Raw genomic sequence first — 23,111 nt, 5'->3', positions numbered from 1 at the left:
TTCCTATTTTCACCTTAATAACCTTTATTTGTTATACTAAAAGGGAATACAAAAGAAAAGGGGACAGTGCCTTTGATGAAATTTGTAGTTTTAGCTATTCTTACTTTGTTTTTGATTCCATGGACAAGAAGTAGTAGTAAGCTTCGAGCAGTGGATAAGAAGGGAGATAAGAAGGTTGTAAAGGGTAAGAAATCATCTATTTTAGTTATTCCTGTTTTATTTTGGATAGGTATTGCAATCTATGAATACTTTTGGCTAATTGATGATCGAGTAGATTCGATTCTTACTCATTATTCTGTTGCAGTAGCAATTTTAATTGGGCTTGTTTTATTTTCACAAGATCAAATAGGGAAATTAGAAGGTACATTAAAAGGACTTCTAATGTTTATTTTACTCGCAAGTTACGGCTACTTTGGTTATTTGCACGATATAGTAATCTCGCAAAAGAAATATGATTCTGTTGTTAAGGTAGAGAAAGATATTTCAGAGCCATTTACTGAAAATGACCAGCCGTTTACAGTGCCGCCAAAGACAGCGGAGAATAAGATGAAAAAAGTATTTGGTGATATTCCAAAAGTAGCTTATTTTGAGCTAGGAGAATTAACGCCACAAATGGTAAACGGCGAGGCTTTATATGTAGCGCCGATTGAAGTTTCAGGATTTTTTAAAGCGCGTAAAGCTGAGACAATTCCAGGGTATGTAACGATGTCAGGTACGAATCCTGATGCGGAAGCGAAACTGCACCTCGGTTATAAAATGAAATATGTGCCAAGCATGTTTTTTGGTAATAATTTAGAGCGTGTGGTAAGGCAAGCAGAACCAAATTTAATCTTTAAAGGAAAACCTAAATTTGAGGTTGATGATAAAGGAAAACCATATTATACAATGACGTATGGTGAATTTATTTCAGGAAGATCTGGATTTGAGGTAGAAGGTGTTGTCGTAGTAGATGCACAAACAGGTGAAGTGAAAAGATATGATAAAGGAAAGGCACCTAAATTTGTTGATGGTGTATTAAATCATGAGACTGCATCTACGTTAAATACATACTTTGGCAAATATATTCACGGATTTTGGAATACGAAATTCTCGCAAACAGATATGAAAATTCCGACTGAGTGGGGAACGAAAGAAGGCGTGACCCCGATCTTTGGTAAAGATGGAACATTGTATTATTTTACAGACTTTACTTCTCCAAAAGAAGGAGTAGATTCAGCTCTAGGCTATTCATTAGTAGATGCACGCACAGGCAAGCTATATTACTATAATGGAAAAGAAGTAAAGGGAATTATGGATGGTTCAGCAGCTACAGAAGTAGTAGATAATTCCTTTAAGAGAGAGAAATGGCATGGGACAATGCCTGTCATTTATAACGTATACGGCAAACCAGCTTGGATTATTCCGGTTGTTGATGACGGAGGCCTAGTACGTGCGCATACAGTTGTATATGCTGCTAATGCAAAAATATTTGCGACAGGTTCTTCGCAGAAAGAAGCGCTTGAGAATTATAAAAACGTAATGAGCGGTAATGGTGATGCATTTAGACCAACCTCAACAGGAAAAGAAGCGCAAAAAGAAGGTATTGTACAACGTGTATATAAAGAAAAATCAGGTGAAAATACAATCGTGTACGTACTTTTAGAGAATGAACAAAAGGTATTTATGATACCAGTGAAGAAATTCCCATATGCTATGTTTACAGAAGTAGGAGATCCAATTCAAATTACATATTTAGATACGGGAGAGACGATGGCCTCGGTATCTAAATTTACGAATAGCAATGTGAAAAAATAAAGCGGTAGAATTTCTATCGCTTTTTTTACATTATGAAAGAGGAAAATGCACTGTACTTGACGTATGTTTATGATGTAACTATAATTGTTACGATTCAGTGTGTATAGGAAAGGGTGAATTGAAAAAGTGAATGAAGTTAATCACGAAATATATAAACCTGTAAAGGCAAACAGGTTGTGGATGATTCTTGTATTAGGGACACTTACGGCGATTGGGCCATTATCTATTGATATGTATTTGCCTTCATTACCGAAGTTAACGGATGACTTGCAAACAGGTGCATCGCTAGCGCAGCTTACATTAACAGCTTGTTTGCTTGGGTTGTCAGTAGGGCAATTATTTGTTGGCTCAATTAGTGATATTTACGGAAGACGCAAACCACTTATTATTGCTCTTATTATTTATGTTGCTTCTTCTTTACTTTGTGCTGTTGCGCCATCTATTTGGACATTAGTATTATTGCGCTTCCTACAAGGAGCTTCAGGATCAGCCGGGATTGTTATATCACGTGCGATGGTAAGAGATATGTACTCAGGTTCTGAAATGACGAAGTTTTTCTCACTGCTTATGTTAGTAAACGGAGCAGCACCTATTTTGGCACCGATTATTGGGGGTCAATTGTTACAGTTTACAACGTGGCGCGGTGTTTTCATCGTTCTTGGAGCAATTAGCGTATTCATGTTAATCTCAGCTACTTTTGTATTGCGTGAAACATTACCTCCTGAAGAAAGAGAAACGGGTGGTTTGTCAGGGACTTTGGCGACGTACGGAAAATTGTTAAAGGACCGTCTGTTTATGGGATATGCATTGTCACAAGGATTAGTAACAGCGGCAATGTTTGCATACATTTCGGGCTCACCATTTGTGTTGCAGAACATATACGGAGCATCACCACAGCAATTTAGTTTATTCTTTGCGATTAATGGCATCGGTATTATTATTGCTAGTCAGGTAACGGGTCGTTTAGCGGGGAAAGTGAATGAGAAGACATTATTTGTTGCGGGTATTATTATCGCAGCTGTTGGTGGCCTATCTTTACTACTGACAATCGTACTAGGAATAGGTTTAATTGGTGTTTTATGTTCGTTATTCCTTGTCGTATCAAGTGTCGGGGTTGTATCAACAACTGGGTTTTCATTAGCGATGAGAAATCAGAAACAAGCTGCAGGAACAGCATCAGCTTTATTAGGTTTATTACAGTTTATTTCAGGAGCTCTTGTTGCTCCGCTAGTAGGTATCGGTGGAAGTAATACAGCATTACCGATGGGTATTGTTATTGCGCTTTGTGAAGTAGGAGCAGTGTTATGTTATCTATTTATGGCCAGAAGAAGTGAGAAGCAGTTTGAACTGCAGCAAAAACAAAATCTAGAGGCTTAACAAAAAAGAACTGATTCAAAGGGAATATTTGAATCAGTTCTTTTTTCATTTCTTTGAAATACCTCATACAGTTTTGTAAGGTGATGTAGTAAAGCATTGCAAAAGTTATTTGTATAAAGTGACGATACTGTGACAAACATGTTGGTATATATATTACGGTGTCGTCTTAAGTGTAAAAAGTAGGATGTTCTCGGTATAATAACAAGTGGAGATAAAAGAAACTATAATGAGTAATAGTTGTAGATAAAAGGAGAAGAAGAGATGAAGAAGGTTTTGGGTATTGCCGTAATGGGAGGAATGCTCCTTCTAGCAGGATGTAATGGAAATAAAGATACGAAAGAACCGAAAGAAAAGGTAGAGCAATCTACAGAACAAACAGAAGAGATGAAAGAATACCGTGCAGTACATGAAAAATACGATATGAAAATGAATAAAGAAATTAATAAAGCACTGCAGTTATTTGAAGTAGCAAAAGAAAAGGGCGGTAAGGAAATAACGACTGCTACATATAAAGAAGATGTGCAAAAGGTAACAACGAGCATGTTAGAAGATATTGATCATATACGTAAAGAAATTCGTGTTCCGAAGTCGAAAGAGCAAGAACATGAAGTATATGTTGGTTTCTTGAATGAATCGGAGCAAGCAATGAAAAAATTACAGAAGTTAGCTAAAGAAGAAGATTCATCGTTGATTCGTGATATAGAAATTAATTTTGCAACAGCATCGACATACTATAAACGTTTTCAAGCAGAAACGAAAAAATAACCTTGCCTGTGCAAGGTTATTTTTTCTTATTACCATCTCCGTCTTCATCCTCGGATACTAATACCTTCTGCTCTTCGTGAAATTCGGAAATAGTTTGCCCGGTAATATTATCGAAAGGAGTATAAAAAAAAGTAATACGTTTCTTTTTAATAAAGAGTTTATAGAAGCCGATGATGACAAGTATAATGATTGTTAAGGGTAATCCTATAGTAGCAAGAAGTAAGGGGTCCATCTTATAACTCCTTTAACATCATTTCTTTTTATTATAAGCTGAAAAATGTAATTTCGATAAATGGATTAAAAACTGATTTTTCTAAATATACCCAATTTGATTGACTTTTCATTTTTTCAGAATTATAATTCGAAATATACAATTTGAACCAAATAATAATATAGCAATTTACTTATCCAGAGAGGTAGAGGGACTGGCCCTATGACACCTCAGCAGCGGGTTCTGTAGTAGGAACACCGTGCTAATTCCAGCAAGCAAGTCTTGAAAGATAAGTGATGGGCCTTTGTTTATTAAGCCTTGATCTTATTTTTTAAGATCAAGGCTTTTTGTATTCTAAAAAGAGAAAAGGGAGTAATGGAAAAAGTACGTTCATAAAACTAAGTAAATATATGTGTTTAGGGGGTTATTGAAGTGTATGTAATTAAAAAATTATCAGTTATGGTGTTCACGCTATGGGTTATTACGACGGTGACATTTCTAATTATGCATATTATTCCGGGGGATCCATTTTCATCAGATGCAAAAATCTTTCCTGAAGAAGTGATCCAAAACATGAGAGCGAAGTATCACCTTGATGAACCGTTGTGGAATCAATATGTGGCTTATTTAGACGGTGTAGTTCATTTTGATTTTGGTGAATCTGTTCAATCAACCGGGCAAGGTGTATCAGAAATTATAACAACTGGCTTTGGTCCATCAGCAATTATTGGTCTACAAGCACTTGTTATTTCGTTGTTAGTCGGAATTGCTGCAGGTACATTTGCTGCTCTATATCATGGGAAAGTAATTGACTATAGTGTGAGTTTGCTCGCAATTCTAGGTATTTCTATTCCAAGTTTTATTTTAGCACCACTATTTATACAAGTATTCGCTATTCAATTCGAGCTTTTACCAGTAGCTTCTTGGGGAACATTCGAACATACAGTATTGCCATCCTTTGCGTTAGCGTTAGGGCCAATCGCAGTGATTACAAGGTTTGTTCGTTCTAATATGATCGAAGTACTGCAGAGTGATTATATTAAGTTAGCAAGAGCAAAAGGCATACCAATTAAGAAGATTATTATAAGACACGCTCTTCGAAATGCGATTGTTCCAGTACTTACATTTGTTGGACCGTTAATGGCTGGACTCTTAACGGGGACTTTCGTTATTGAAAAAATCTTTTCAATTCCTGGCCTAGGAAAATATTTTGTAGATAGTATTTTTAACCGAGACTATCCGGTGATTATGGGAACAACAATTTTCTATAGTGCATTATTAATTACTTGTATTTTCATTACAGATATTATTCACCGTATTGTTGATCCACGTATTCGTTCTATTACGTAAGGAGGGGGATGTTTAGATGGGGGCTTATGAAATTAATGACCAGTTATTAACAAATGAAGAGAAAAAAGAATTAACGATAAATAAAAATCAGCAAACGATTAGCAGAAAGAAAGAAGTGTTTCGTAAGTTTATATCGAATCCAATCGCAGTTTTAGGAACAGTGACGTTATTGCTAATTATTGTTTTCTCGCTTATTGGCGAAAGTTTAACTTCATTTACTGCGAGTGAACAAGTAAAAGAGGCAACAAATTTACCGCCGAGTAGTGAACATTGGTTTGGAACAGATGATCTAGGGAGAGATATTTGGGCACGTACTTGGGCTGGTGGGAAGATTTCACTAACAGTTGGATTAGTAGCAGCTGCCCTCGATATAGGGCTCGGTGTACTGATTGGTGGATTTAGTGGATATGTGAGAGGGCGTAATCGCCTTGGAACGTTAATTGATGAGTGGATTATAAGAGGAATTGAAGTATTATACGGCATCCCATATTTATTAATTGTTATTTTACTATTAATTGTTATGAAACCAGGTCTTTTCACCATTATTATCGCCCTTGCATTAACGGGATGGATTGGAATGGCTCGTCTCATTCGAGCACAAGTATTGTCTTTAAAACAACGAGAGTTTGTTATTGCAGCAGAGCGATTAGGTACATCACATATGAAAATTATATATGGGCATTTAATTCCGAATTTAACAGGGATTATTATCGTCAATTTATCATTTACAATTCCAGCAGCTATTTTTTCAGAATCATTTTTAAGCTTTATAGGACTTGGGGTACAATCACCAGCGGCAAGTTGGGGGACGATGACGAATGATGCACTCGGGACATTATTGAGCGGAGAATGGTGGCAGCTATTTTTCCCAGCAATCATGATTGCACTCATTATGTTCGCATTTAATGCAATTGGTGATGGTTTGCAAGATGCAATTGATCCAAAAATCGTCAAACGGAATCGAAAGGAGAAAAAACATGGGACAAATCTTATCTTTAGAAAACGTAACGTTAGCCGTTGAAAAAGAGAATAGTAAGCAAGCAATTGTGAAACATGTTTCCTTTTCTATTAACGAAGGTGAAATAGTTGCACTTGTAGGAGAAAGTGGTTCAGGAAAAAGTGTTACAGCACAATCCATTATCGGCTTGAATCAAGAATTAATTCATATCGATGATGGAAATGTATCTTTCCAATCAAAGGAATTAACGAATTTACAAGAATCAGAATGGAATCAAATTCGCGGAAAAGATATTTCCTTTATATTTCAAGATCCGCTTTCATCTTTAAACCCAACGATGAAGGTAGGCAAACAAATTACAGAAGTAATTTTGCAACATGGGAAAAAGTCGAAAAGAGAGGCAAAGGGAATTGCGATTAACTTGTTAACAGATTTAGGGATACATGAAGCAGAGAAACGCTTTGAACAGTACCCACATCAATTAAGCGGGGGGATGAGGCAGCGTATTTGTTTAGCAATTGCGTTTGCTTGTCATCCAAAGCTTGTAATTGCAGACGAGCCGACAACAGCGTTAGATGTAACGATTCAGAAACAAATTATGGGGCTATTAAAAGAAAGAAAAGAAAAACAAAATACGAGTATTTTATTAATTACACATGATTTGGCACTTGTACGTGAGGTAGCTGATCGAGTAGTTGTTATGTACGGGGGACGTGTTGTTGAAAAAGGAACGATACAGGAGGTAATAGGTTCTCCTAAACATCCATATACGAAAAGCTTATTACAAGCAATTCCGAATATGGATGTTTCCGAAAAGGTATTACGTGCTATAGAAGGAACGACACCTTCCATTGAAACATTAAATAGCTTTGGTTGTCCTTTTGTAAATCGTTGTCCAGTAGCCATAAAAGAATGTATTCATCGTTTCCCAGAGAGAACAACGTATTCTAAGGAGCATAGTTCACATTGCTGGCAGCATGTTCTGGAGCATAATAAAGCGAAATCAAAAGAGAAGGTGAATGCCTCATGACGACAGATTTAATTACTGTAAAGCAAGTAACGAAAACATATGGAAGTAAAAGTAAAGAAATCACAGCGTTAAAAGATATATCACTTTCTATCCCGAAAGGAACAACACTTGGCATTATTGGTGAAAGTGGTTCAGGAAAAACAACACTTGGAAAGCTCATAGCAGGGATTGAGAGTCCAACGTTTGGTGAAATTGATTATAACGGTCAAGTTGTTCACATGCTGAAGTCAGCTCATAAGCGAGATTTTTTACAGAAAGTACAGTTCATTTTTCAAGATTCTACAGCTGCATTAAATCCGCGCTGGAAAATACGCGATAGCGTAACGGAGGGTTATATTTCATTCGGTTTAGGTGATAAAGGATTGAAGGATAAAGTAGCGGGTGATGCCCTGGAGCGTGTTGGATTAGATAGAAGATATATTGATCGATATCCGCATGAATTTAGCGGAGGACAACGTCAACGTATCGCTATTGCAAGAGCGTTATTGTGTGAGCCAGAAGTATTGATTCTTGATGAACCAATTTCAGCATTAGACGTTTCATTGCAAATTCAAATTGTACATCTGCTGCAAAAAATCCAAAAAGAACAAGGTTATACATATTTATTCATCGCTCACGATTTACCGATGGTTCACTATTTATGTGAAAAAGTAGCTGTCTTATACAAAGGAGAACTTGTTGAATTTGGAAATACGGACGAGGTATTCCGTAATCCACAACATTCTTATACAAAAACATTATTAGCATCAACACCAAAAATTTCAGGTTAAAGGAGAATGTAGGATGAAGAAGTTTTTACTGTTTGTCATTATGACTGTTTTAGCAATTACTTCTGTTGCTTGCGGTAAGAAAGAAACGCCAAAGGCGAGTGCTGGTAAGGGAGAAGGCGATCGATTAGTAACGAATATTAGTAGTGATCCATATACACTTGATTCTGCTATTGCAACAGATAGCACGTCAGGTTATATAATTGGGCAGTTGTTTTCAAGTTTATATACGCAAGATAGTGATGGGAAATATCAAAATGAATTAGCGGAGAAAGAAGAAGTAAATGCTGATGGAACTGAATATACAATTCATTTGAAGAAAGATATTAAATGGTCAGATGGTTCGCCTATTACAGCAAATGATTTTGAATTTGCATGGAAGCGATTATTAAATCCAAAAACGGGTTCTATGAATGCGACAGAAATGTATTTTATTAAAGGGGCAGAGGCGTATAATACTGGGAAAGGTGAAGAGGGGCAAGTTGGTATTCAAGTTGTTGATCCTCAAACATTAAAGGTAACCCTTGAACACCCAGTTGCTTCTATTAAACAAAAACTAGCAAGCTCACTATTTATTCCATTAGCTAAAAAGTCGATTGATGATAATAATAAATTAAAAACAGATCCAAAAGAGTTAATTACGAATGGGCCATTCACGTTAAAAGAGTGGAAGCATAACCAGGCTATTACAGTACAAAAAAATAAAGAATTCTATGATAAAAAGGTAACTCTAAAAGAAATTGAGTTTCGTATTATTCCAGACTCTAAAACAGCGTATCAATTATTTAAATCCAAAGAATTAGATTTACTAAGTGGTTTACCACAAGAGATGATCGAAAAAGAAAAAGGAAATAAAGAATATAAGCGTGTTGCAGGTTTCTCTTCGTATATTTATTCGTTTAACGTAGAAAAAGAGCCGTTTACAAATGCGAAGGTACGTAAAGCATTTTCATTAGCGGTTGATCGTAAATTTATCGTTGAAAAATTGTATAAAAATAATGCGCAAGAAGCATATGCATTCGTTCCAGAAGGAGCAAAAACACAAAGCGGCCGTGATTTCCGTAAAGAAAAAGGTGATTACGTTAAATTTGATCCAGCAGAAGCGAAAAAGTTATTAGAAGAAGGCATGAAAGAACAAGGCTGGTCTACATTACCTGAAGTAACATTAAAATTTACTACAGATACACAACATAAAAAAGTAGCAGAAGCAATGCAAGAAATGTTTAAGAAAAATCTTGGCGTAGATATTAAATTAGAAAATAAAGAGTGGAAGAGTTACATCGACACATACAAGCAAAGTGATTTCCAATTAGCTTATATGGGATGGGGCGGCTCTTTATTAGATCCAATTACTAAACTAGATTTATATGCAGGTGATGGTCCGAATAACTATGCAAAATGGCATAATAAAGAATTTGACGCTTTAATAAAAGAAGCAAAAGTTGAACAAAACGAGGATAAGCGCTTTGAATTATTACATAAAGCGGAAGATATTATGTTTACAGATTCACCATTAATCCCAATTATTTTCCCAAGTTCCTCATATTTACAAAAATCATCAGTATCCGGTGTCCAATTCATTATTGGTTCTAGTCCAGAATTAAGATACGCAAAAATTAAAAAATAAAGAAGTAGGCAACCGCCTACTTCTTTATTTTATTTCTCTTTTGTATTCTTTTTTCGTTCCATCAGAGAAGACAACTTCTAAATCAAATTTTTGATAGTCTTTATCAAGTTTGAACACATTCACTACTTGATCGATTACTTCTTGGTCAGCAGTATTTTTATCAAATTTTAATTCTTGTAAGAGTGGGCTTAATTTTGTGATAGCCTCGTCTCCTGTTAATTTTACATCTGCTTTATGATCTTCAATTTTTGCTTCCATTTTCTTATCAGCTGCTACATTTTTATAGTCTGCTTCGTAGTCTTTCTTTGTATCTTGGTAGTCTGCCTTTAAATCGAATTCATTGAAGTTTAGTTTTAAATCTGCAGGAGCCTCATTTTTTGCTTCTTCAGTCGTCTTTTTATTAGAAGTTGTGTCTTCTTTTGCAGGAGCTTTACATCCTGTTAATGCAGGTACTAGCATAAGAGCTAATAAAACTGATAGTAGAATTCTCATTATAAATTCCTCCTTATGTAAATTCGTTCTATACAAGTTTTTCCCAAAAACATGTAATTATGTATGTGTTGAAAATAAATTATTATTCTGTAGTTGCAAGGGCTAATCCGCAATTTAAATCAAAAAAGATTTGTATGTATATGGTAAATTGAAGTTGTGAGGAGGGGCTAAAATGCATGAAGAATATAAAGAGATAATAAAAAAATCAATTGAATATATAGAGAATCACTTACATGAGGAGCTTACAACAGAAAGAGTGGCATCTCACAGTGCAGTATCGATGTACCATTTTCATCGCATCTTTCAAAGATATGTTGGGATGAGTGTAACAGATTATATTCGAAAGAGAAGGTTAACTCATGCTGCGCAAGTTTTAGTGTCAACGGAGAGAGCTGTTATTGATATTGCAGTGCAATACGGTTTTTCCTCACAAGAGGCATTTACGAGAGCTTTTAAAAGAATGTTTCAATTGCCACCAAAGAAATATCGAAAGTACTTTCAGTCATTTTATATAGAAAGAGAGGGTGTTTCAATGCAAAAAGGTATACCGAAAGGATGGATCTTAAGTGGAAGTCATCCTGCTGAATATGAGATGGGTTTAGATTATGAAGTTGTCCATCAGGGGAAAGTATCTGCATACATAAAAGCAAAAGAGAATGTTACGCACGGAGGATTTTCAACATTAATGCAAATGTTCCGAGCGGATAAATATGTAGGAAAGAGATTACGTTTTACAGCATTTATTAAGAGTGAAAATGTAAGAGATTGGGCAGGATTGTGGATGCGAGTAGATGGAAAAGATACAGAACCGCTCGCTATGGATAATATGCAAAATCGCCCCATTAAAAATACGAATAACTGGCAATCGTACTCGGTTGTATTAGATATAAAAGAAGAAGCACTTGGTATTGCATTTGGTGTTTTATTATCAGGAGAAGGTTGTGTGTGGCTAGATAGTATTCGATTTGATGAAGTAGATGAAAAAATTCCTTCAACAGATTTGGCAGAGAACTTTTATGAAACACTTTTAGAAGAGCCGGTGAATCTACAATTTGAAGAAGTAGAAAAATAAAAAACAAGGAGAAAAGATATGCTCAAATATGTAAAACTAATAAGTATTAGTTTAGTAATATCGTCTTGTATTATGGGAGTTAATTATTTAGTTAGCTATCTTTGGTCAGGGCATATACCTTCTTTGACGTGGAGAACATATTTGATGTTTGTGTTTATATGTATGATGAGTTTTGGTTCAATGCAAAAAGAAGGAAAAGAGGATTATTGACAATAGTCTTCTTCGCCTTTCTTTCATTAACACAAATGGTTGTAACTGTTTTTGGAGATGCAGGTATGATTTTCAATATCATCTCACTATCGTTACAACTTGTAAGTTTGGGTGTAATTGTACCACATGAAATGCTTTCTAAAGCATACCAAACAACCAGTGAATTATTTCCTGCAATATATGCAGGAAATGGCTATTATACAATAATATTTGGAGGAGTTAGTTTAGAAAGAAATATTATTTCATTATTAGTTATTGTATTGGTTATTGTATTGGTTATACAATTAGTAGCAGGTATGATTTTAGCTATAAAAGGAATGGCAAAGGGAAGAGGGAGCTCTGTAGTTAAAGTTGTATAAAAGTAAAAAGGTATCCTTCATGGGATACCTTTTACTTTTGTTACTTTGCAACTTCTGTCCACTTGTAGTTAAACTCACCACCGAAGTCAGTTGTTACAAGTCCTTTAATGAAAGAGCGTTGTAAGTAAGAACGACCTTGTTGGTATAAAGGAGCGACAGCGCCGTCTTGTAATAGAATTTTTTCAGCTTGCTTCATTGCTTCAAAGCGTGCTTTTTCATCGCCAGCTAAATCTGTTTTCACTTTATGAATTAGCTCATCGTACTCTTTGTTAGAGTATTTATCGAAGTTATAAGCACTATCTGTTGTAAATAAATCTAAGAATGTAATTGGATCAGCGAAGTCAGGGCCCCAGCCGTCAATGCCAATTTCATAGTCACCACTTAATAGTAGTTTTAGCTGTTGTTTACGTGGTTGTGGTTTTAAGTTCACTGTTAATCCGTCTAAGTTCTTTTCTAATTCACCTTTTAAATATTCACCAGTCTTTTTAGCTAAAGCATTGTCACTTGTTAATAGTTCGATTGTTACTTTGTCAGTACCAAGTTCTTGTTTTGCTTTTTTCCAGTTTTCTTTCGCTGTTTTCACATCATCCTTGACTAGATTTCCATTTTCTTTACGGAAGTCGTTGCCTTCTGGGCTCTTTGCGAATTTCGCAGGAACCATTCCTTCAGCTGGAACAGCGCCGTTATTTAAGATTGTTTCTACGTAAGCTTTTTTATTCATTGCGCCGTTAATAGCAAGGCGTGCATGTTGATTTTTTAATGTTTCATTTTTTTGATTTAATCGTAAGAATTGAATGCCGACTTCAGCGCGTTCCTTGAAGTTTGGATCGCTCTTATATTTATCAACAAACTCTGCAGTTAAAGCAACACGATCAATTTGTCCTGAATCATATAAGTTCACTTCTGTAGACTTATCTTTAACGACATTGAAGTTGATTTCTTCTAATTTTACCGTTTTAGCATCCCAATAGTTAAGGTTTTTCTTCAATTGGAAGCTTTGTTCATGTTTCCAGTTCTCTAATGTGAAAGCACCGTTGTAAATTAAATGATTTGTTTCCAAACCATATTTATCACCTTGAGATTTTAAGTACTCTTCATTAATTGGTAAGAATGTTGAGAATGTCGTTAAGCTTAAGAAGTAGGGAACAGGACGGTCTAGTTGTACTTCTAACGTTTTGTCATCAACAGCTTTGACCCCTAGTTGATCAATTGGCAATTGTTTTTGGTTTATTTGTTTCGCATTCTTTATATCGAAGAATAAGAATGCGTATTCAGCTGCTGTATCAGGATTTACGGCACGTTGCCAAGCGAAGGCAAAGTCCTTTGCTGTAACAGGAGTACCGTTTGACCATTTTGAATCACGCAGATGGAATGTATATTTTGTTTTATCGGGACTAATGTCAATCGACTCAGCGACACCAGGAACCGGTTTATTATCTTCTCCCATTGCATATAACCCTTCAAAAACATTGCGCATTACGTTCATGGATTCCCCATCCGTTGCTTTTGCAACATCCATTGTTGGAATTTCTGAAGCGAATGATAAGTTAATTGCCTGTTTATCAGGTGCTTTATCGTTTGCTTTCGCTCCGCTTGCATTATCCTTATTTCCCCCGCAAGCAGTTAGTAATAGACTTGCCCCTAAAACAGATGCAACAACAGGTATAACTTTTTTCTTCATTGTTCGTTCCTCCCTAAATGTGTTGTTCGTAACGTCATAATGTCCATGTCTTGAAGTAGTTATAGAAGGAGATAAAACCTATTATAAATATTTGTTTATAGGTAATCAGGTGTTCTATATGTATATACATGTTGATCTATAATCTATCGTTATATGTTTCAACGTAGTAGACATTATATTTTGATGGTGAAATATTTCGTTTCTTTGATTATTTAGAATATTAACACTGGAAAGAACTATATGTCAATAATAAAAATAGATTGTTAATTTCTTAGAATAATATATTGAAAAAGCGGATTCTCATGTGTGAGAGAACCTATTTTTAATATATTTTGCTAAAAAAACAATTGGTGTGGGCTAATAATAAGTGGGGATGAAGAAACCCCCACTTATTAAAATTTCACTTTATTTTTCAATTTTTGCCCACTTGAAGTTTAATTGCCCTGCAAAGTCTACTTGCACAATTCCTTTCACATAAGAACGTTCTAAATAAGATTCGCCTTTTTGGTAAAGAGGAGCGATAACAGAGTCTTTAAATAATATTTTCTCGGATGCTAGTAATGCTTCCCAGCGAGCTTTTTCATCACCAGCTAAAGTTGTTTTCACTTTTGCTATTGTTTCATCGAATTCCTTATTAGAGTAATGATCTAAGTTATAAGGGTTATTCGTTGTAAATAGCTCAAGGAATGTAATTGGATCCGCAAAGTCAGGGCTCCAGCCATCAATTCCGATTTCGTAGTCACCTTTTAATAAAAGCGAAACTTGTTGCTTACGCGGTTGCGGTTTTATATTTACTGTTAATCCATCTAGATTCTTTTCTAGTTGCCCTTTTAAGAATTCACCAGTTTTCTTATCAAGGTCAGCATCACTCGTTAATAATTCTAATGTTATCTTTTCAGAACCAAGCTCTTGTTTAGCTTTTTTCCATAACTCTTGTGCAGATTTTGTATCAACTTTTGTTAAATCGCCATTTGCAGTACGGAAGTCTTTTCCTTCAGGTCCTTTTGCAAAGTTTTTTGGAACGAGACCAAATGTTGGTGTAGATCCATCATTTAATAACGTATTTACAAAGGATTTTCTATCAATTGTTTGATCAATTGCTTGGCGTGCAGAAACGTTTTGAAGCACTTTGTTTTGTTGATTCATACGTAAAAATTGTACGCCTACGTTTGGACGTTCTTTAAAGTTAGCATCCTTTTTATATTTATCGACGAAGTCAGATGTTAGTTTTATACGATCTAATTGTTTTGACTCGAATAAATTTACTTCTGTTGATTTTTCTTTTACGACGTTAAAATTGATTTCTTCTAGTTTGACAGTATCTTTATCCCAATAGGTAGGGTTTTTCTTGAATTTAAAGCTTTGTTCGTGCTTCCAATCGCTTAGTGTAAAAGCTCCGTTGTACAAGATTGTATTATCTTCTAAAGCGTACTTATCACCTTGTGCTTTAAAGAATTCCTCGTTAATTGGTAGAAATGTTGGGAACGCTGTTAAGCTAATAAAATACGGAACAGGACGCTCCAATTCTACCTCAAACGTATGGTCATCAACTGCTTTTACACCAAGTTGGTCGGCTGGAAGTTCTTTGTTGTTAATTTTTGTTGCGTTTTTAATATCAAAGAATAGAAATGCATATTCAGAGGCTGTTGCTGGATCTACGGCTCTTTGCCAAGCGAACACAAAATCTTTAGCTGTAACAGGAGTGCCGTTTGACCATTTTGAATCTCGCAAATGGAATGTGTATTTCGTTTTATCGCCACTTACTTCATGAGATTTTGCAACACCAGGAACAGGTTTGTTACCTTCACCAAGATTATACAAACCTTCAAATACGTTTCTCATTACTTGACCAGAATCAGTATCTGTAGCACGAGCCGTATCCATTGTTCGTATTTCAGTAGGTGAAGATAAGTTTAAAACCTGTTTACTAGGTGCCTCGTCTTTTGCATTTGCTCCGCTTGCTTCGTTTTTATAACTACCGCAACCAGTTAATAAAATACTTACTCCTACAACTGATGCAATACCGGGTACAAACTTCTTTTTCATTTGATTTTCCTCCTAAATAATTAAGTTTGGATGATGATGAGGGAAATGAAAAATAAAAAATCCCTCTTTTCATATTGAGAAAGAGGGATTTTTACGTACAAGTTATGCACCCGTATATAAACGAAGTCCCTCATTCTATCTTTCAAGCATAAAGCTTGCAGGAAGTGGCACAGTATTCAAAATGAACCTGTTGCCGAGGTTTCAAAGGGCCAGTCCCTCCACCTCTCTTGATACAATGAGTAAACGAATAAATTTTATTAATTTTTGTGTTTCTTTGATAATTCAAAATCTTACACCTTGAATAATGAAGTGTCAACTAAATGAAATATAGTTTAAATTTTCAGTTTTATTAAACGAAAAAACCACTGCATAGGGCAGTGGTTTTTCTACTAGAAGTTAAAGTTATCTGGATCTGGACCAACGCGACGATCTTCATTTAAAGCTTGAATTGCTTTCATATCATCAGCACTTAATTCAAAGTCGAAGATGTTTGCATTTTCAATAATGCGATGTTCTTTAATTGATTTGGGAATTGTTACAACTTCGTTTTGTAAATCCCAGCGTAAAATAATTTGCGCAGTTGATTTATTATATTTTGTCGCAATTTCTTGTAACGTTGGATTATCTAGTAGTTGTCCTTGCATTAATGGTGACCAAGCTTCAAGCTGAATATTATGTTCTTTACAGAATGCATGTAACTCTTCTTGTGCTAAACGTGGGTGGTATTCCACTTGGTTGACCATTGGCTTAATTTCAGCAATTTCAAATACGTCTTGTAAGTGGTGAATGTGGAAATTACTCACACCGATAGCGCGAACACGGCCATCTTTATAAAGTTTTTCTAATGCTTTCCATGATTCGGTATATTTCCCTTTTACAGGCCAATGTACTAAATATAAATCTAAATATTCTAGACCTAATTTCTCTAATGTAGTTTCAAATGCTTGAAGTGTTGTTTCATATCCTTGATCGCTATTCCATACTTTTGAGGTAATAAATAATTCTTCGCGTGAAACACCGGATTCACGAATCGCTTGTCCAACGCCTTCTTCATTTTGATAGATTGCTGCAGTATCGATGCTGCGGTAGCCATTTTTAATTGCTGCTTTTACAGAATCAATTACTTCTGAACCATCTTCTACTTTAAAAACACCTAAACCAAACCAAGGCATTTTTACACCGTTATGTAATGTTGTATAGTCTTTTAAACTTGTTAAAATCATATTATTTCCCCCTAGCTTTTTTGTTTGTTGCTTCTACTGCTTTTTGAATTGCCTCTGAAAAATTATATTCGTATAAAGTTTTGAGACCCTCAGCTGTGGAACCACCTGGCGTTGTTACTTGTTCGCGGAGGTTAGCTGGATTTTGCGTTTGTTCGAGCATAGAAGCAGAGCCAGAAATCATTTGAATGACAAGATGTTTTGCGGTTTCTTCATCGACTCCATAACTTTTTGTTGTTTCAATTAAGCTTTCAGCAAAGTAATAAAGGAAGGCTGGTGCACTTCCAGTAACTGCAGTAAGCTGATGAACTTCTTCCTCAGTACAAAGTTGCGAAGTACCAATACCTTTTAAAAGCAGTTGCAGGGTTTCTTGATGCATCTCATTTACTGATTGTCCCATTGTATATAAGGAGATAGATTTTCCAATTTCAGCAGCTGTATTAGGCATAATCCAAGCAACAGGCGTGCCCTTTGGGAGTCTAGCTTCTAAATAAGATGGTCCAATGCCAGCTGCGACTGTTACGACTAGTTGATTTGATATTAACGGAGATAGCTCAGCTAATAACTCTTCATGAGCAGAAGGTGGCATTGCTAAAACAACCGTATCAACAGATGTAACATGCTGTTTCCAATCTGTTGCAGTAGACACATTATATCGATGTTGTAACTGTTTTAGCTTTTCTACGTTGCTTCGATTAGAGACGATAATTTCTTCGATGTACTCTTTGCTTGTTTTAAGTAATCCGGAAAATATAGCTTCTGCCATACGACCGGCACCAATAAATAAAATTCGATGTTTAGTTAGCATATTCTTTATTCCTTTCTAGTAGAGATATGTTATAAAAACGATATCATCTTTAAGAGAATGTTGTAAAAAGAAAAGACTTACCGTAGATGGAATGGATAATGAGAAGGCGGAAATTCATGCTAATATTAACTGTTATTAATCTCTTTATATGTGTAGCTGGTTTGCTAGAGTGGAAGAGCAATTATAAGGGGCAAGAACATACAAATAATTATATCTAGAAAATAATTAGAATTGAAAAACCCCTGAAGCATATATGCTTCAGGGGTTTACTAATAGAATATAAGATTATGCTTTTGTCATACCAAGTAATACAGCGCCGCCGATAATTAAAACACTACCTAGTGCAATAAAGATCAATTGACGTTTTGTTTTCTTTTCACCTAAGAAGACAATCGCACCAAATGTTGAGATAACGATTCCAGTTTGAGATAATGGGAAGCTTGTTGCTACTCCAACACGTGGTAATGAAAGAAGTAAGAATAAGTTTCCAGTTCCCCATAGTAAACCAGACAAAGCATTACGGATTGCATATTTGTTAAATGGTTTATGTTTAGACGTCAGTACAACCGCACCAACAAACATACCAACTGCTTGTGGTAAAATAGCAGACCAACCATCAATATTATACCAACGAATAATAATTACATATACAAGATAGCCGAAAGTAGAAACAATTAAAGTAAGAAGTCCTTTTTTCAATTGTCCAGGTGGCTGAGCATTTTCTTTATCATCTAATGATGTGAATACAACACCAACTACAATTAATAGGATTGCAATCGTTCCCAGAATGATCGTTGTAGTAGTAGTCCACTCACGGAAAGCGATAACCCCAAAGATAGAAGTTGCAACAAGTTGCATACCAGTAGAAATCGTTACAGTAGTTGAAACACCTAGTTTTTCAACTGTTTTTAATTGGTTTACTTGTCCTAAAGCCCAGAATAAACCTGAAATAAAACCAACAATTAAGATTGTCATTGTTAAAGCTGGTTGAGTAAATACATACATAATTGTTGCGAAGAATAGAGCACCGATTGTCATACCTACCGTTTGGCTATATGCACCACCGCCCATTTTTACGCTTACTAATAAGATGTTTCCCCATGCAATTGCAGGAAGAAGCGCTAATAAAATGTCCATTACAAGACTCCCTTCGGTTTGCTATACCAATATAGTTACATATCGTTCTAACGATCGGTAATGCCCCACTAATAGAGTAGAAGATTACCGATCGCTAAAACAGGATGAAGAATTCACAATATAAATGCGTTTTCATTTCTTCATTTTTTGAAACACCTCCATATAATAACAGGAAATTGCCTATTTTAGAAAGTGAATTCAAATAAAATGTATATTTAAATAAGAGGTAAAATTCAGTTATTTCCCATTGGTATATTTTATTTCCTAAGAAATAAAGAAGCAGCTTCGACAAAAGCTGCTTTAAGAGTTAGTGATTCTTTTATTAATAAGTTGAATACATAGTAGAAATACGAGTGACATACCGATAGTAATAACTACAAGTGTCCAGGCGAGTTGCATATTACTTGCATCAATAGCCATGTAAATTGCAGTTGGGATTGTCTGTGTTTTACCAGGAATGTTCCCGGCAAACATGAGTGTAGCACCAAACTCACCGAGCGCGCGGACAAAGCTCAAAATCATCCCGCTTAGTAAGGCAGGAAATGCGAGTGGAAGTGTAACGTGCAGAAAAACTTGATATTCACTTGCGCCAAGGTCACGAGCACTTTCTTCAATTTGTACATTTGCGATAGAAAATCCCGTTTTCGCTGATTGGTACATAAGCGGAAATGCAACAACTGTAGAAGCGATAATCGCAGCAGTAGATGTGAACATAATAGACTGCTGAAATAATGATTCAACCCACTTTCCGATCGGGCTGTTGTTTCCAAAGATGATAATGAGAAAGAAGCCGATAACAGTTGGTGGAAGTACCATTGGTAATAAAAATATGGTTTCTAATAGTACTTTATATCGCCATGAGGAGCGAGCTAGTGCTCGCCCGACAATTGTCCCTAAAATTGTAACGAGAATAGTGGCGCACGCAGCTACTCTTAAAGATAGAAAGACAGGCGATAAAATAGCATCAATGCTCATAGTAATTACGACAGAACTGTAAATCCATATTTCTTAAAGATAGATTGTGCATCTTTTGACTGCAAATACTCATAAAATGAAGTCGCCTCTTTCTTATGTTTAGATTCCTTTATAACACCTAAAGGATAGTGGATTGGCTCATGAGAAGTAGCTGCTGCTGTCTCACCAATCTTTACTTTATCCGAAATGAGAGCATCTGTTTTGTATACGATGCCAGCATCGACATTCCCTGTTTCTACATATGTTAACACTTGGCGAACATCTTTTGTAAATACGACTTTATTTTGAACATCATTCCAAAGGTTTTCGTGTGTTAGAGAAGCCTTTGCATATTTGCCAGCAGGTACAGATTCAGGTGTACCAAGTGCAATTTTTTTGATTTTCTCATCTTTTAAATCTTGAAATTTTGTAAGTGAACTATCTTTAGGGATGACTAGAACTAGTTCATTTCCAAGAAGATTTTTCCCTTCTTTTTCACTAATGAATCCTTTTTTTACAAGGGTTTGGAATTTATCTTCTGCTGCAGAGAAGAATAAATCAGCAGGTGCACCTTGTTCAATTTGTTGTTGAAGTGCTCCAGAAGCACCGAAGTTAAAAGAAAGTTTGATATTTGGCTCTTTTTCTTTATATTGTTTTTCGATTTCTTTTAATGCATCTTGTAAGCTTGCAGCAGCTGAGATAGTCAGTTCAACTGTTTTATCCTCTTTAGCAGCTGACTTTGTATGCTTTTCCCCACTTGTACAAGCAGCACTAAATATAAGAAGGAAAGAAAGTATAAGTGCCCCGATGGAACGTAATGTAAATTTATTCATAAAAAAATCCCCTTTCGTTTTGATACATCTAATTATAACTAATTATATCTAAATATAACTAGTTATAATTGAATGTAATTTGAACATATATCTATTTTTAAAAAATAGGAGAAATATTCTTTTCTTTGTTACAATGAAAGGAGAAAGTGAGGAATCGTCTATGGATCATCATTCCTACACAACGGAAGAAGTAGCAAAGCGATTAAAAGTATCAAAATTAACTGTATACGACTTAATTAAAAAAGGAGAACTTCCTTCTTATAGAGTTGGTAGACAGATGCGCATTGATGCAACAGATTTAGATCAATATATAAAACAAATGAAAACAGGAAAGGTACAAGTTACTCCTGTAAAAAACGATGGTAGTAGTATCTTGAACACGTGTATTATTAGTGGTCAAGAACTAACGTTAGATATGTTAGCTAAACGTATAGAAAATCGTTTGCCAAGTTCTAATGTTTTAAGGGCGTATCAAGGTAGCTTAACGAGTTTAGTGAAAATGTATCAAGGAGAAGGAAGTATCGTTAGTTTGCATTTGTTTGATGGTGAAACTGGTACATATAATGTTCCTTACGTAAAACGCATTTTAGTAGGACAGCCATGCATTATGATTAATTTATTGTCCAGAAATGTAGGATTTTATGTCCGAAAAGGAAATCCGAAGAGAATAAAGGCATGGGCTGACATATCCGGGTCCACTATAAAGTTTGTGAATCGAGAAAAGGGTTCTGGTATTAGAGTGTTAGTCGATGAACAATTACGAATCCAAAAATTAAATAAAGCTGATATTAGTGGATATGAATGGGAAGAATCGAATCATCTTGGTGTTGCCACGCAAGTTGCAAATGGAAAAGCTGATGTAGGAGTAGGTTCAGAAAAGTTTTCGCAAATTGTAAATGTGGACTTTATTCCAATCATGAAAGAACAGTATGATTTAGTAATTTTGAAGAATAAAGAAAATGAAGAGTTGATTGAAGTTGTGAAAGACATTCTGCAATCGGAAGAATTTCATAATGAATTAAATGCGATTGGCGGATATGATATTACGAAAACAGGTCAAATTGTATATGAAACAAACTAAAAAGCTGCTTGTCTATAAGACGAGCAGCTTTTTCTATATATAAAGGGGGTTGGGGAAACAAAGTGTTAAACAAGACCTTGAGCAAGTGTATAAATGAAAGCCGTAAGAAGAGTGGCTCCACTTGCAAGTACGATAAAGTCTGATTTGTTGAAAGTAATGTTGTTCATTATAAACTCTCCTTATTTGTTTAATGTAGTTGCAACAGCTTTTGCATCGACAAGTGCGGATAGCACCATGCCCATTGTATTTAAAAATTTATTTGATTTCATATTGTTCATCATGCGTATCCGCTCCTTTTCGAATTGTTGTTGCCCTGCTTATGTCTTAATTATAGGAAATATGGCTACTTGCAACTATCGAATTAGCTTACGAAAGACTTACACTTTTGTAAGAAAAAAAGACATTCATGTAAGAATGTCTTTCACAGCATATTGATATGATGATGGTCTTCAATTGTTTTTAAAAAACTACGCATTGAATTCGTCATATAGCTATCTTTACGGCGTATGAAAACCGTTGAAATACTGCCGTATTTTTCAGGGATTGCATGACAATGTACCTTACCTGCTTTAGAAAGATGATGGACAGCAGACTGTGGTACGAGTGTAATTCCGAGGCCGAGTGCAACGCTGTTTAATATTGTCTCTAATATATTGAATTCCATAATTCTTTTTGGTAGCAAACCTTCATCTTTAAGCCAACGTTCTAGTTTGGAGCGGTATCCACATCCTTGGTTAAAAACGAGTAGAGGAGTTGTTGTAAATTCTTCTATATGAAAGGCTTTATTTTGTGTTATAAGCATTAATTTCTCTGTACTAACATCGTATTGTTCGATTAGTGGATGTTTAATAGGACCTGATATAAAGGCGCCATCCAATTGATGATCAAGTACTTTTCTAATTAATTCTTCTGTTAGACCCGCTTGTAATGATAAATCGACATTTGGATAGCTTTTATAGTAAGAAGATAAAATGGTAGGCAGTGTACTTACTGTTTCGACTGTACCGATTTTCAATATACCGGAGGGTGTTTCGCTATCTAAAAATACTTGTTTTAGTTCGTCGACATCTTGCAAAATTTTACTAACATAAACGAGCATTTTTCTTCCTTCAGCTGTTAAAGTCATTCCTCGTTTATGGCGGTAAAAGAGTGGGGTTTTTAATTCGTTTTCTAGTTGTTTAATACGTGTAGTTACATTTGATTGTACATAATTTAATTCCTTTGCTGCGCTACTTACACTACCCTGATCGGCAACGCTTTTAAAGATTTGTAAGTCTCGTAATTCCATTTTGTAATCCCCCTTGATGTTAACTATCATTATAAATGATAGTTAACATCA

General features: G+C 35.4%; 23 protein-coding genes and 2 riboswitches. Of the genes, 12 read left to right on the top strand and 11 right to left on the bottom strand.

Annotated features, from left to right (window positions below; translation table 11 throughout):
- Window positions 1–75: 75 nt before the first annotated feature.
- From ES895_RS24565 to ES895_RS24555, 3 genes are all read left to right on the top strand, one after another.
- Entirely contained in the window at window positions 76–1,794 is a 1,719-nt protein-coding gene (locus ES895_RS24565) for a DUF3981 domain-containing protein (RefSeq protein ID WP_058839664.1), read from the top strand.
- A 117-nt stretch (window positions 1,795–1,911) separates the two neighbouring features.
- Window positions 1,912–3,171: a multidrug effflux MFS transporter gene (locus ES895_RS24560; protein ID WP_223153447.1), complete on the top strand. Its 1,260-nt coding sequence runs from the start codon at window positions 1,912–1,914 to the stop codon at window positions 3,169–3,171.
- A gap of 261 nt (window positions 3,172–3,432) precedes the next feature.
- The gene (locus ES895_RS24555; RefSeq protein ID WP_000756517.1) at window positions 3,433–3,936 is read left to right on the top strand and encodes a hypothetical protein; all 504 of its coding nucleotides are present in this window, start codon (window positions 3,433–3,435) and stop codon (window positions 3,934–3,936) included.
- Window positions 3,937–3,952: 16 nt separating this feature from the next.
- Here the strand turns inward: ES895_RS24555 and ES895_RS24550 are convergent, their stop codons facing one another.
- Complete coding sequence (locus ES895_RS24550) at window positions 3,953–4,168, bottom strand: DUF3951 domain-containing protein (RefSeq protein ID WP_098570630.1); 216 nt, start codon at window positions 4,166–4,168, stop codon at window positions 3,953–3,955.
- Between the two features lie 169 nt (window positions 4,169–4,337).
- Window positions 4,338–4,443: riboswitch (SAM riboswitch) on the top strand.
- Between the two features lie 136 nt (window positions 4,444–4,579).
- Between ES895_RS24550 and ES895_RS24545 the strand changes: the two genes are divergently transcribed.
- From ES895_RS24545 to ES895_RS24525, 5 genes are read left to right on the top strand one after another with little or no spacing between them, the layout of a single operon-like run.
- Window positions 4,580–5,497, top strand: a complete 918-nt coding sequence (locus tag ES895_RS24545; RefSeq protein WP_000289322.1) for an ABC transporter permease — start codon at window positions 4,580–4,582, stop codon at window positions 5,495–5,497.
- A gap of 16 nt (window positions 5,498–5,513) precedes the next feature.
- A complete protein-coding gene (locus ES895_RS24540) occupies window positions 5,514–6,518 on the top strand; it encodes an ABC transporter permease (RefSeq protein WP_000501529.1) in 1,005 nt (334 codons plus the stop codon).
- Window positions 6,475–7,485, top strand: a complete 1,011-nt coding sequence (locus ES895_RS24535) for an ABC transporter ATP-binding protein (protein ID WP_000529797.1) — start codon at window positions 6,475–6,477, stop codon at window positions 7,483–7,485. Before ES895_RS24540 ends, ES895_RS24535 begins: the two co-directional genes overlap by 44 nt.
- Window positions 7,482–8,255: an ABC transporter ATP-binding protein gene (locus ES895_RS24530; RefSeq protein WP_000205679.1), complete on the top strand. Its 774-nt coding sequence runs from the start codon at window positions 7,482–7,484 to the stop codon at window positions 8,253–8,255. The genes ES895_RS24535 and ES895_RS24530 overlap by 4 nt, the downstream gene beginning before the upstream one ends.
- Before the next feature lie 13 nt (window positions 8,256–8,268).
- Window positions 8,269–9,879, top strand: coding sequence for a peptide ABC transporter substrate-binding protein (locus ES895_RS24525; protein WP_000714100.1), 1,611 nt, complete (start codon window positions 8,269–8,271; stop codon window positions 9,877–9,879).
- A 24-nt stretch (window positions 9,880–9,903) separates the two neighbouring features.
- Here the strand turns inward: ES895_RS24525 and ES895_RS24520 are convergent, their stop codons facing one another.
- On the bottom strand, window positions 9,904–10,371 hold the full coding sequence (locus tag ES895_RS24520) for a YusW family protein (RefSeq protein ID WP_001221553.1): 468 nt from the start codon (window positions 10,369–10,371) through the stop codon (window positions 9,904–9,906).
- Between the two features lie 172 nt (window positions 10,372–10,543).
- Between ES895_RS24520 and ES895_RS24515 the strand changes: the two genes are divergently transcribed.
- The 3 genes from ES895_RS24515 to ES895_RS24505 are packed head-to-tail and all read left to right on the top strand — an operon-like array spanning window position 10,544 to window position 12,012.
- The gene (locus tag ES895_RS24515; RefSeq protein WP_000544203.1) at window positions 10,544–11,443 is read left to right on the top strand and encodes a helix-turn-helix transcriptional regulator; all 900 of its coding nucleotides are present in this window, start codon (window positions 10,544–10,546) and stop codon (window positions 11,441–11,443) included.
- 18 nt (window positions 11,444–11,461) lie between these two features.
- Window positions 11,462–11,653, top strand: a complete 192-nt coding sequence (locus ES895_RS24510) for a hypothetical protein (protein WP_000922552.1) — start codon at window positions 11,462–11,464, stop codon at window positions 11,651–11,653.
- Window positions 11,650–12,012: an ABC-2 transporter permease gene (locus tag ES895_RS24505; RefSeq protein WP_135238714.1), complete on the top strand. Its 363-nt coding sequence runs from the start codon at window positions 11,650–11,652 to the stop codon at window positions 12,010–12,012. The genes ES895_RS24510 and ES895_RS24505 overlap by 4 nt, the downstream gene beginning before the upstream one ends.
- A gap of 40 nt (window positions 12,013–12,052) precedes the next feature.
- Here the strand turns inward: ES895_RS24505 and ES895_RS24500 are convergent, their stop codons facing one another.
- From ES895_RS24500 to modA, 7 genes are all read right to left on the bottom strand, one after another.
- Window positions 12,053–13,693, bottom strand: a complete 1,641-nt coding sequence (locus tag ES895_RS24500; protein ID WP_098570631.1) for a peptide ABC transporter substrate-binding protein — start codon at window positions 13,691–13,693, stop codon at window positions 12,053–12,055.
- Window positions 13,694–14,098: 405 nt separating this feature from the next.
- A complete protein-coding gene (locus ES895_RS24495) occupies window positions 14,099–15,739 on the bottom strand; it encodes a peptide ABC transporter substrate-binding protein (protein WP_000726474.1) in 1,641 nt (546 codons plus the stop codon).
- 132 nt (window positions 15,740–15,871) lie between these two features.
- A riboswitch (SAM riboswitch) is annotated at window positions 15,872–15,976 on the bottom strand.
- Between the two features lie 152 nt (window positions 15,977–16,128).
- Window positions 16,129–16,962: an aldo/keto reductase gene (locus ES895_RS24490; RefSeq protein WP_000604196.1), complete on the bottom strand. Its 834-nt coding sequence runs from the start codon at window positions 16,960–16,962 to the stop codon at window positions 16,129–16,131.
- Window position 16,963: 1 nt separating this feature from the next.
- The gene (gene proC / locus ES895_RS24485) at window positions 16,964–17,767 is read right to left on the bottom strand and encodes a pyrroline-5-carboxylate reductase (protein ID WP_000956278.1); all 804 of its coding nucleotides are present in this window, start codon (window positions 17,765–17,767) and stop codon (window positions 16,964–16,966) included.
- 285 nt (window positions 17,768–18,052) lie between these two features.
- On the bottom strand, window positions 18,053–18,904 hold the full coding sequence (locus ES895_RS24480) for a GRP family sugar transporter (protein WP_000353544.1): 852 nt from the start codon (window positions 18,902–18,904) through the stop codon (window positions 18,053–18,055).
- 300 nt (window positions 18,905–19,204) lie between these two features.
- Window positions 19,205–19,879 carry a molybdate ABC transporter permease subunit gene (gene modB / locus ES895_RS24470; RefSeq protein WP_000020526.1) on the bottom strand — a complete coding sequence of 225 codons (675 nt, stop codon included), beginning with the start codon at window positions 19,877–19,879 and terminating at the stop codon, window positions 19,205–19,207.
- Between the two features lie 5 nt (window positions 19,880–19,884).
- Window positions 19,885–20,691 carry a molybdate ABC transporter substrate-binding protein gene (gene modA / locus ES895_RS24465; protein ID WP_001032229.1) on the bottom strand — a complete coding sequence of 269 codons (807 nt, stop codon included), beginning with the start codon at window positions 20,689–20,691 and terminating at the stop codon, window positions 19,885–19,887.
- A 160-nt stretch (window positions 20,692–20,851) separates the two neighbouring features.
- On the opposite strand from modA, the gene ES895_RS24460 reads away from it, so the two are divergent.
- Window positions 20,852–21,772 carry a substrate-binding domain-containing protein gene (locus tag ES895_RS24460; RefSeq protein WP_001987638.1) on the top strand — a complete coding sequence of 307 codons (921 nt, stop codon included), beginning with the start codon at window positions 20,852–20,854 and terminating at the stop codon, window positions 21,770–21,772.
- 65 nt (window positions 21,773–21,837) lie between these two features.
- On the opposite strand, the gene ES895_RS24455 is transcribed toward ES895_RS24460, so the two are convergent.
- A complete protein-coding gene (locus tag ES895_RS24455; protein WP_001060022.1) occupies window positions 21,838–21,939 on the bottom strand; it encodes a DUF3948 family protein in 102 nt (33 codons plus the stop codon).
- Window positions 21,940–22,193: 254 nt separating this feature from the next.
- Window positions 22,194–23,060, bottom strand: coding sequence for a LysR family transcriptional regulator (locus tag ES895_RS24450; RefSeq protein WP_135238713.1), 867 nt, complete (start codon window positions 23,058–23,060; stop codon window positions 22,194–22,196).
- Window positions 23,061–23,111: the final 51 nt, after the last annotated feature.

The organism is Bacillus sp. 007/AIA-02/001 (assembly GCF_004634455.1).
Taxonomy (GTDB): domain Bacteria; phylum Bacillota; class Bacilli; order Bacillales; family Bacillaceae_G; genus Bacillus_A; species Bacillus_A cereus.
This window is presented reverse-complemented; position numbering and strand designations above follow the sequence as displayed.

What these genes read in the sequence shown, in the direction of transcription:
- ES895_RS24565 (WP_058839664.1), top strand. Translation starts at nt 76, where the DNA reads ATGAAATTTGTAGTTTTAGCTATTCTTACTTTGTTTTTGATTCCATGG.
- ES895_RS24555 (WP_000756517.1), top strand. Translation starts at nt 3,433, where the DNA reads ATGAAGAAGGTTTTGGGTATTGCCGTAATGGGAGGAATGCTCCTTCTA.
- ES895_RS24550 (WP_098570630.1), bottom strand. Translation starts at nt 4,168, where the DNA reads ATGGACCCCTTACTTCTTGCTACTATAGGATTACCCTTAACAATCATT.
- ES895_RS24540 (WP_000501529.1), top strand. Translation starts at nt 5,514, where the DNA reads ATGGGGGCTTATGAAATTAATGACCAGTTATTAACAAATGAAGAGAAA.
- ES895_RS24535 (WP_000529797.1), top strand. Translation starts at nt 6,475, where the DNA reads ATGGGACAAATCTTATCTTTAGAAAACGTAACGTTAGCCGTTGAAAAA.
- ES895_RS24530 (WP_000205679.1), top strand. Translation starts at nt 7,482, where the DNA reads ATGACGACAGATTTAATTACTGTAAAGCAAGTAACGAAAACATATGGA.
- ES895_RS24525 (WP_000714100.1), top strand. Translation starts at nt 8,269, where the DNA reads ATGAAGAAGTTTTTACTGTTTGTCATTATGACTGTTTTAGCAATTACT.
- ES895_RS24520 (WP_001221553.1), bottom strand. Translation starts at nt 10,371, where the DNA reads ATGAGAATTCTACTATCAGTTTTATTAGCTCTTATGCTAGTACCTGCA.
- ES895_RS24515 (WP_000544203.1), top strand. Translation starts at nt 10,544, where the DNA reads ATGCATGAAGAATATAAAGAGATAATAAAAAAATCAATTGAATATATA.
- ES895_RS24510 (WP_000922552.1), top strand. Translation starts at nt 11,462, where the DNA reads ATGCTCAAATATGTAAAACTAATAAGTATTAGTTTAGTAATATCGTCT.
- ES895_RS24500 (WP_098570631.1), bottom strand. Translation starts at nt 13,693, where the DNA reads ATGAAGAAAAAAGTTATACCTGTTGTTGCATCTGTTTTAGGGGCAAGT.
- ES895_RS24495 (WP_000726474.1), bottom strand. Translation starts at nt 15,739, where the DNA reads ATGAAAAAGAAGTTTGTACCCGGTATTGCATCAGTTGTAGGAGTAAGT.
- ES895_RS24490 (WP_000604196.1), bottom strand. Translation starts at nt 16,962, where the DNA reads ATGATTTTAACAAGTTTAAAAGACTATACAACATTACATAACGGTGTA.
- proC (WP_000956278.1), bottom strand. Translation starts at nt 17,767, where the DNA reads ATGCTAACTAAACATCGAATTTTATTTATTGGTGCCGGTCGTATGGCA.
- ES895_RS24480 (WP_000353544.1), bottom strand. Translation starts at nt 18,904, where the DNA reads ATGGACATTTTATTAGCGCTTCTTCCTGCAATTGCATGGGGAAACATC.
- modB (WP_000020526.1), bottom strand. Translation starts at nt 19,879, where the DNA reads ATGAGCATTGATGCTATTTTATCGCCTGTCTTTCTATCTTTAAGAGTA.
- modA (WP_001032229.1), bottom strand. Translation starts at nt 20,691, where the DNA reads ATGAATAAATTTACATTACGTTCCATCGGGGCACTTATACTTTCTTTC.
- ES895_RS24460 (WP_001987638.1), top strand. Translation starts at nt 20,852, where the DNA reads ATGGATCATCATTCCTACACAACGGAAGAAGTAGCAAAGCGATTAAAA.
- ES895_RS24455 (WP_001060022.1), bottom strand. Translation starts at nt 21,939, where the DNA reads ATGAACAACATTACTTTCAACAAATCAGACTTTATCGTACTTGCAAGT.
- ES895_RS24450 (WP_135238713.1), bottom strand. Translation starts at nt 23,060, where the DNA reads ATGGAATTACGAGACTTACAAATCTTTAAAAGCGTTGCCGATCAGGGT.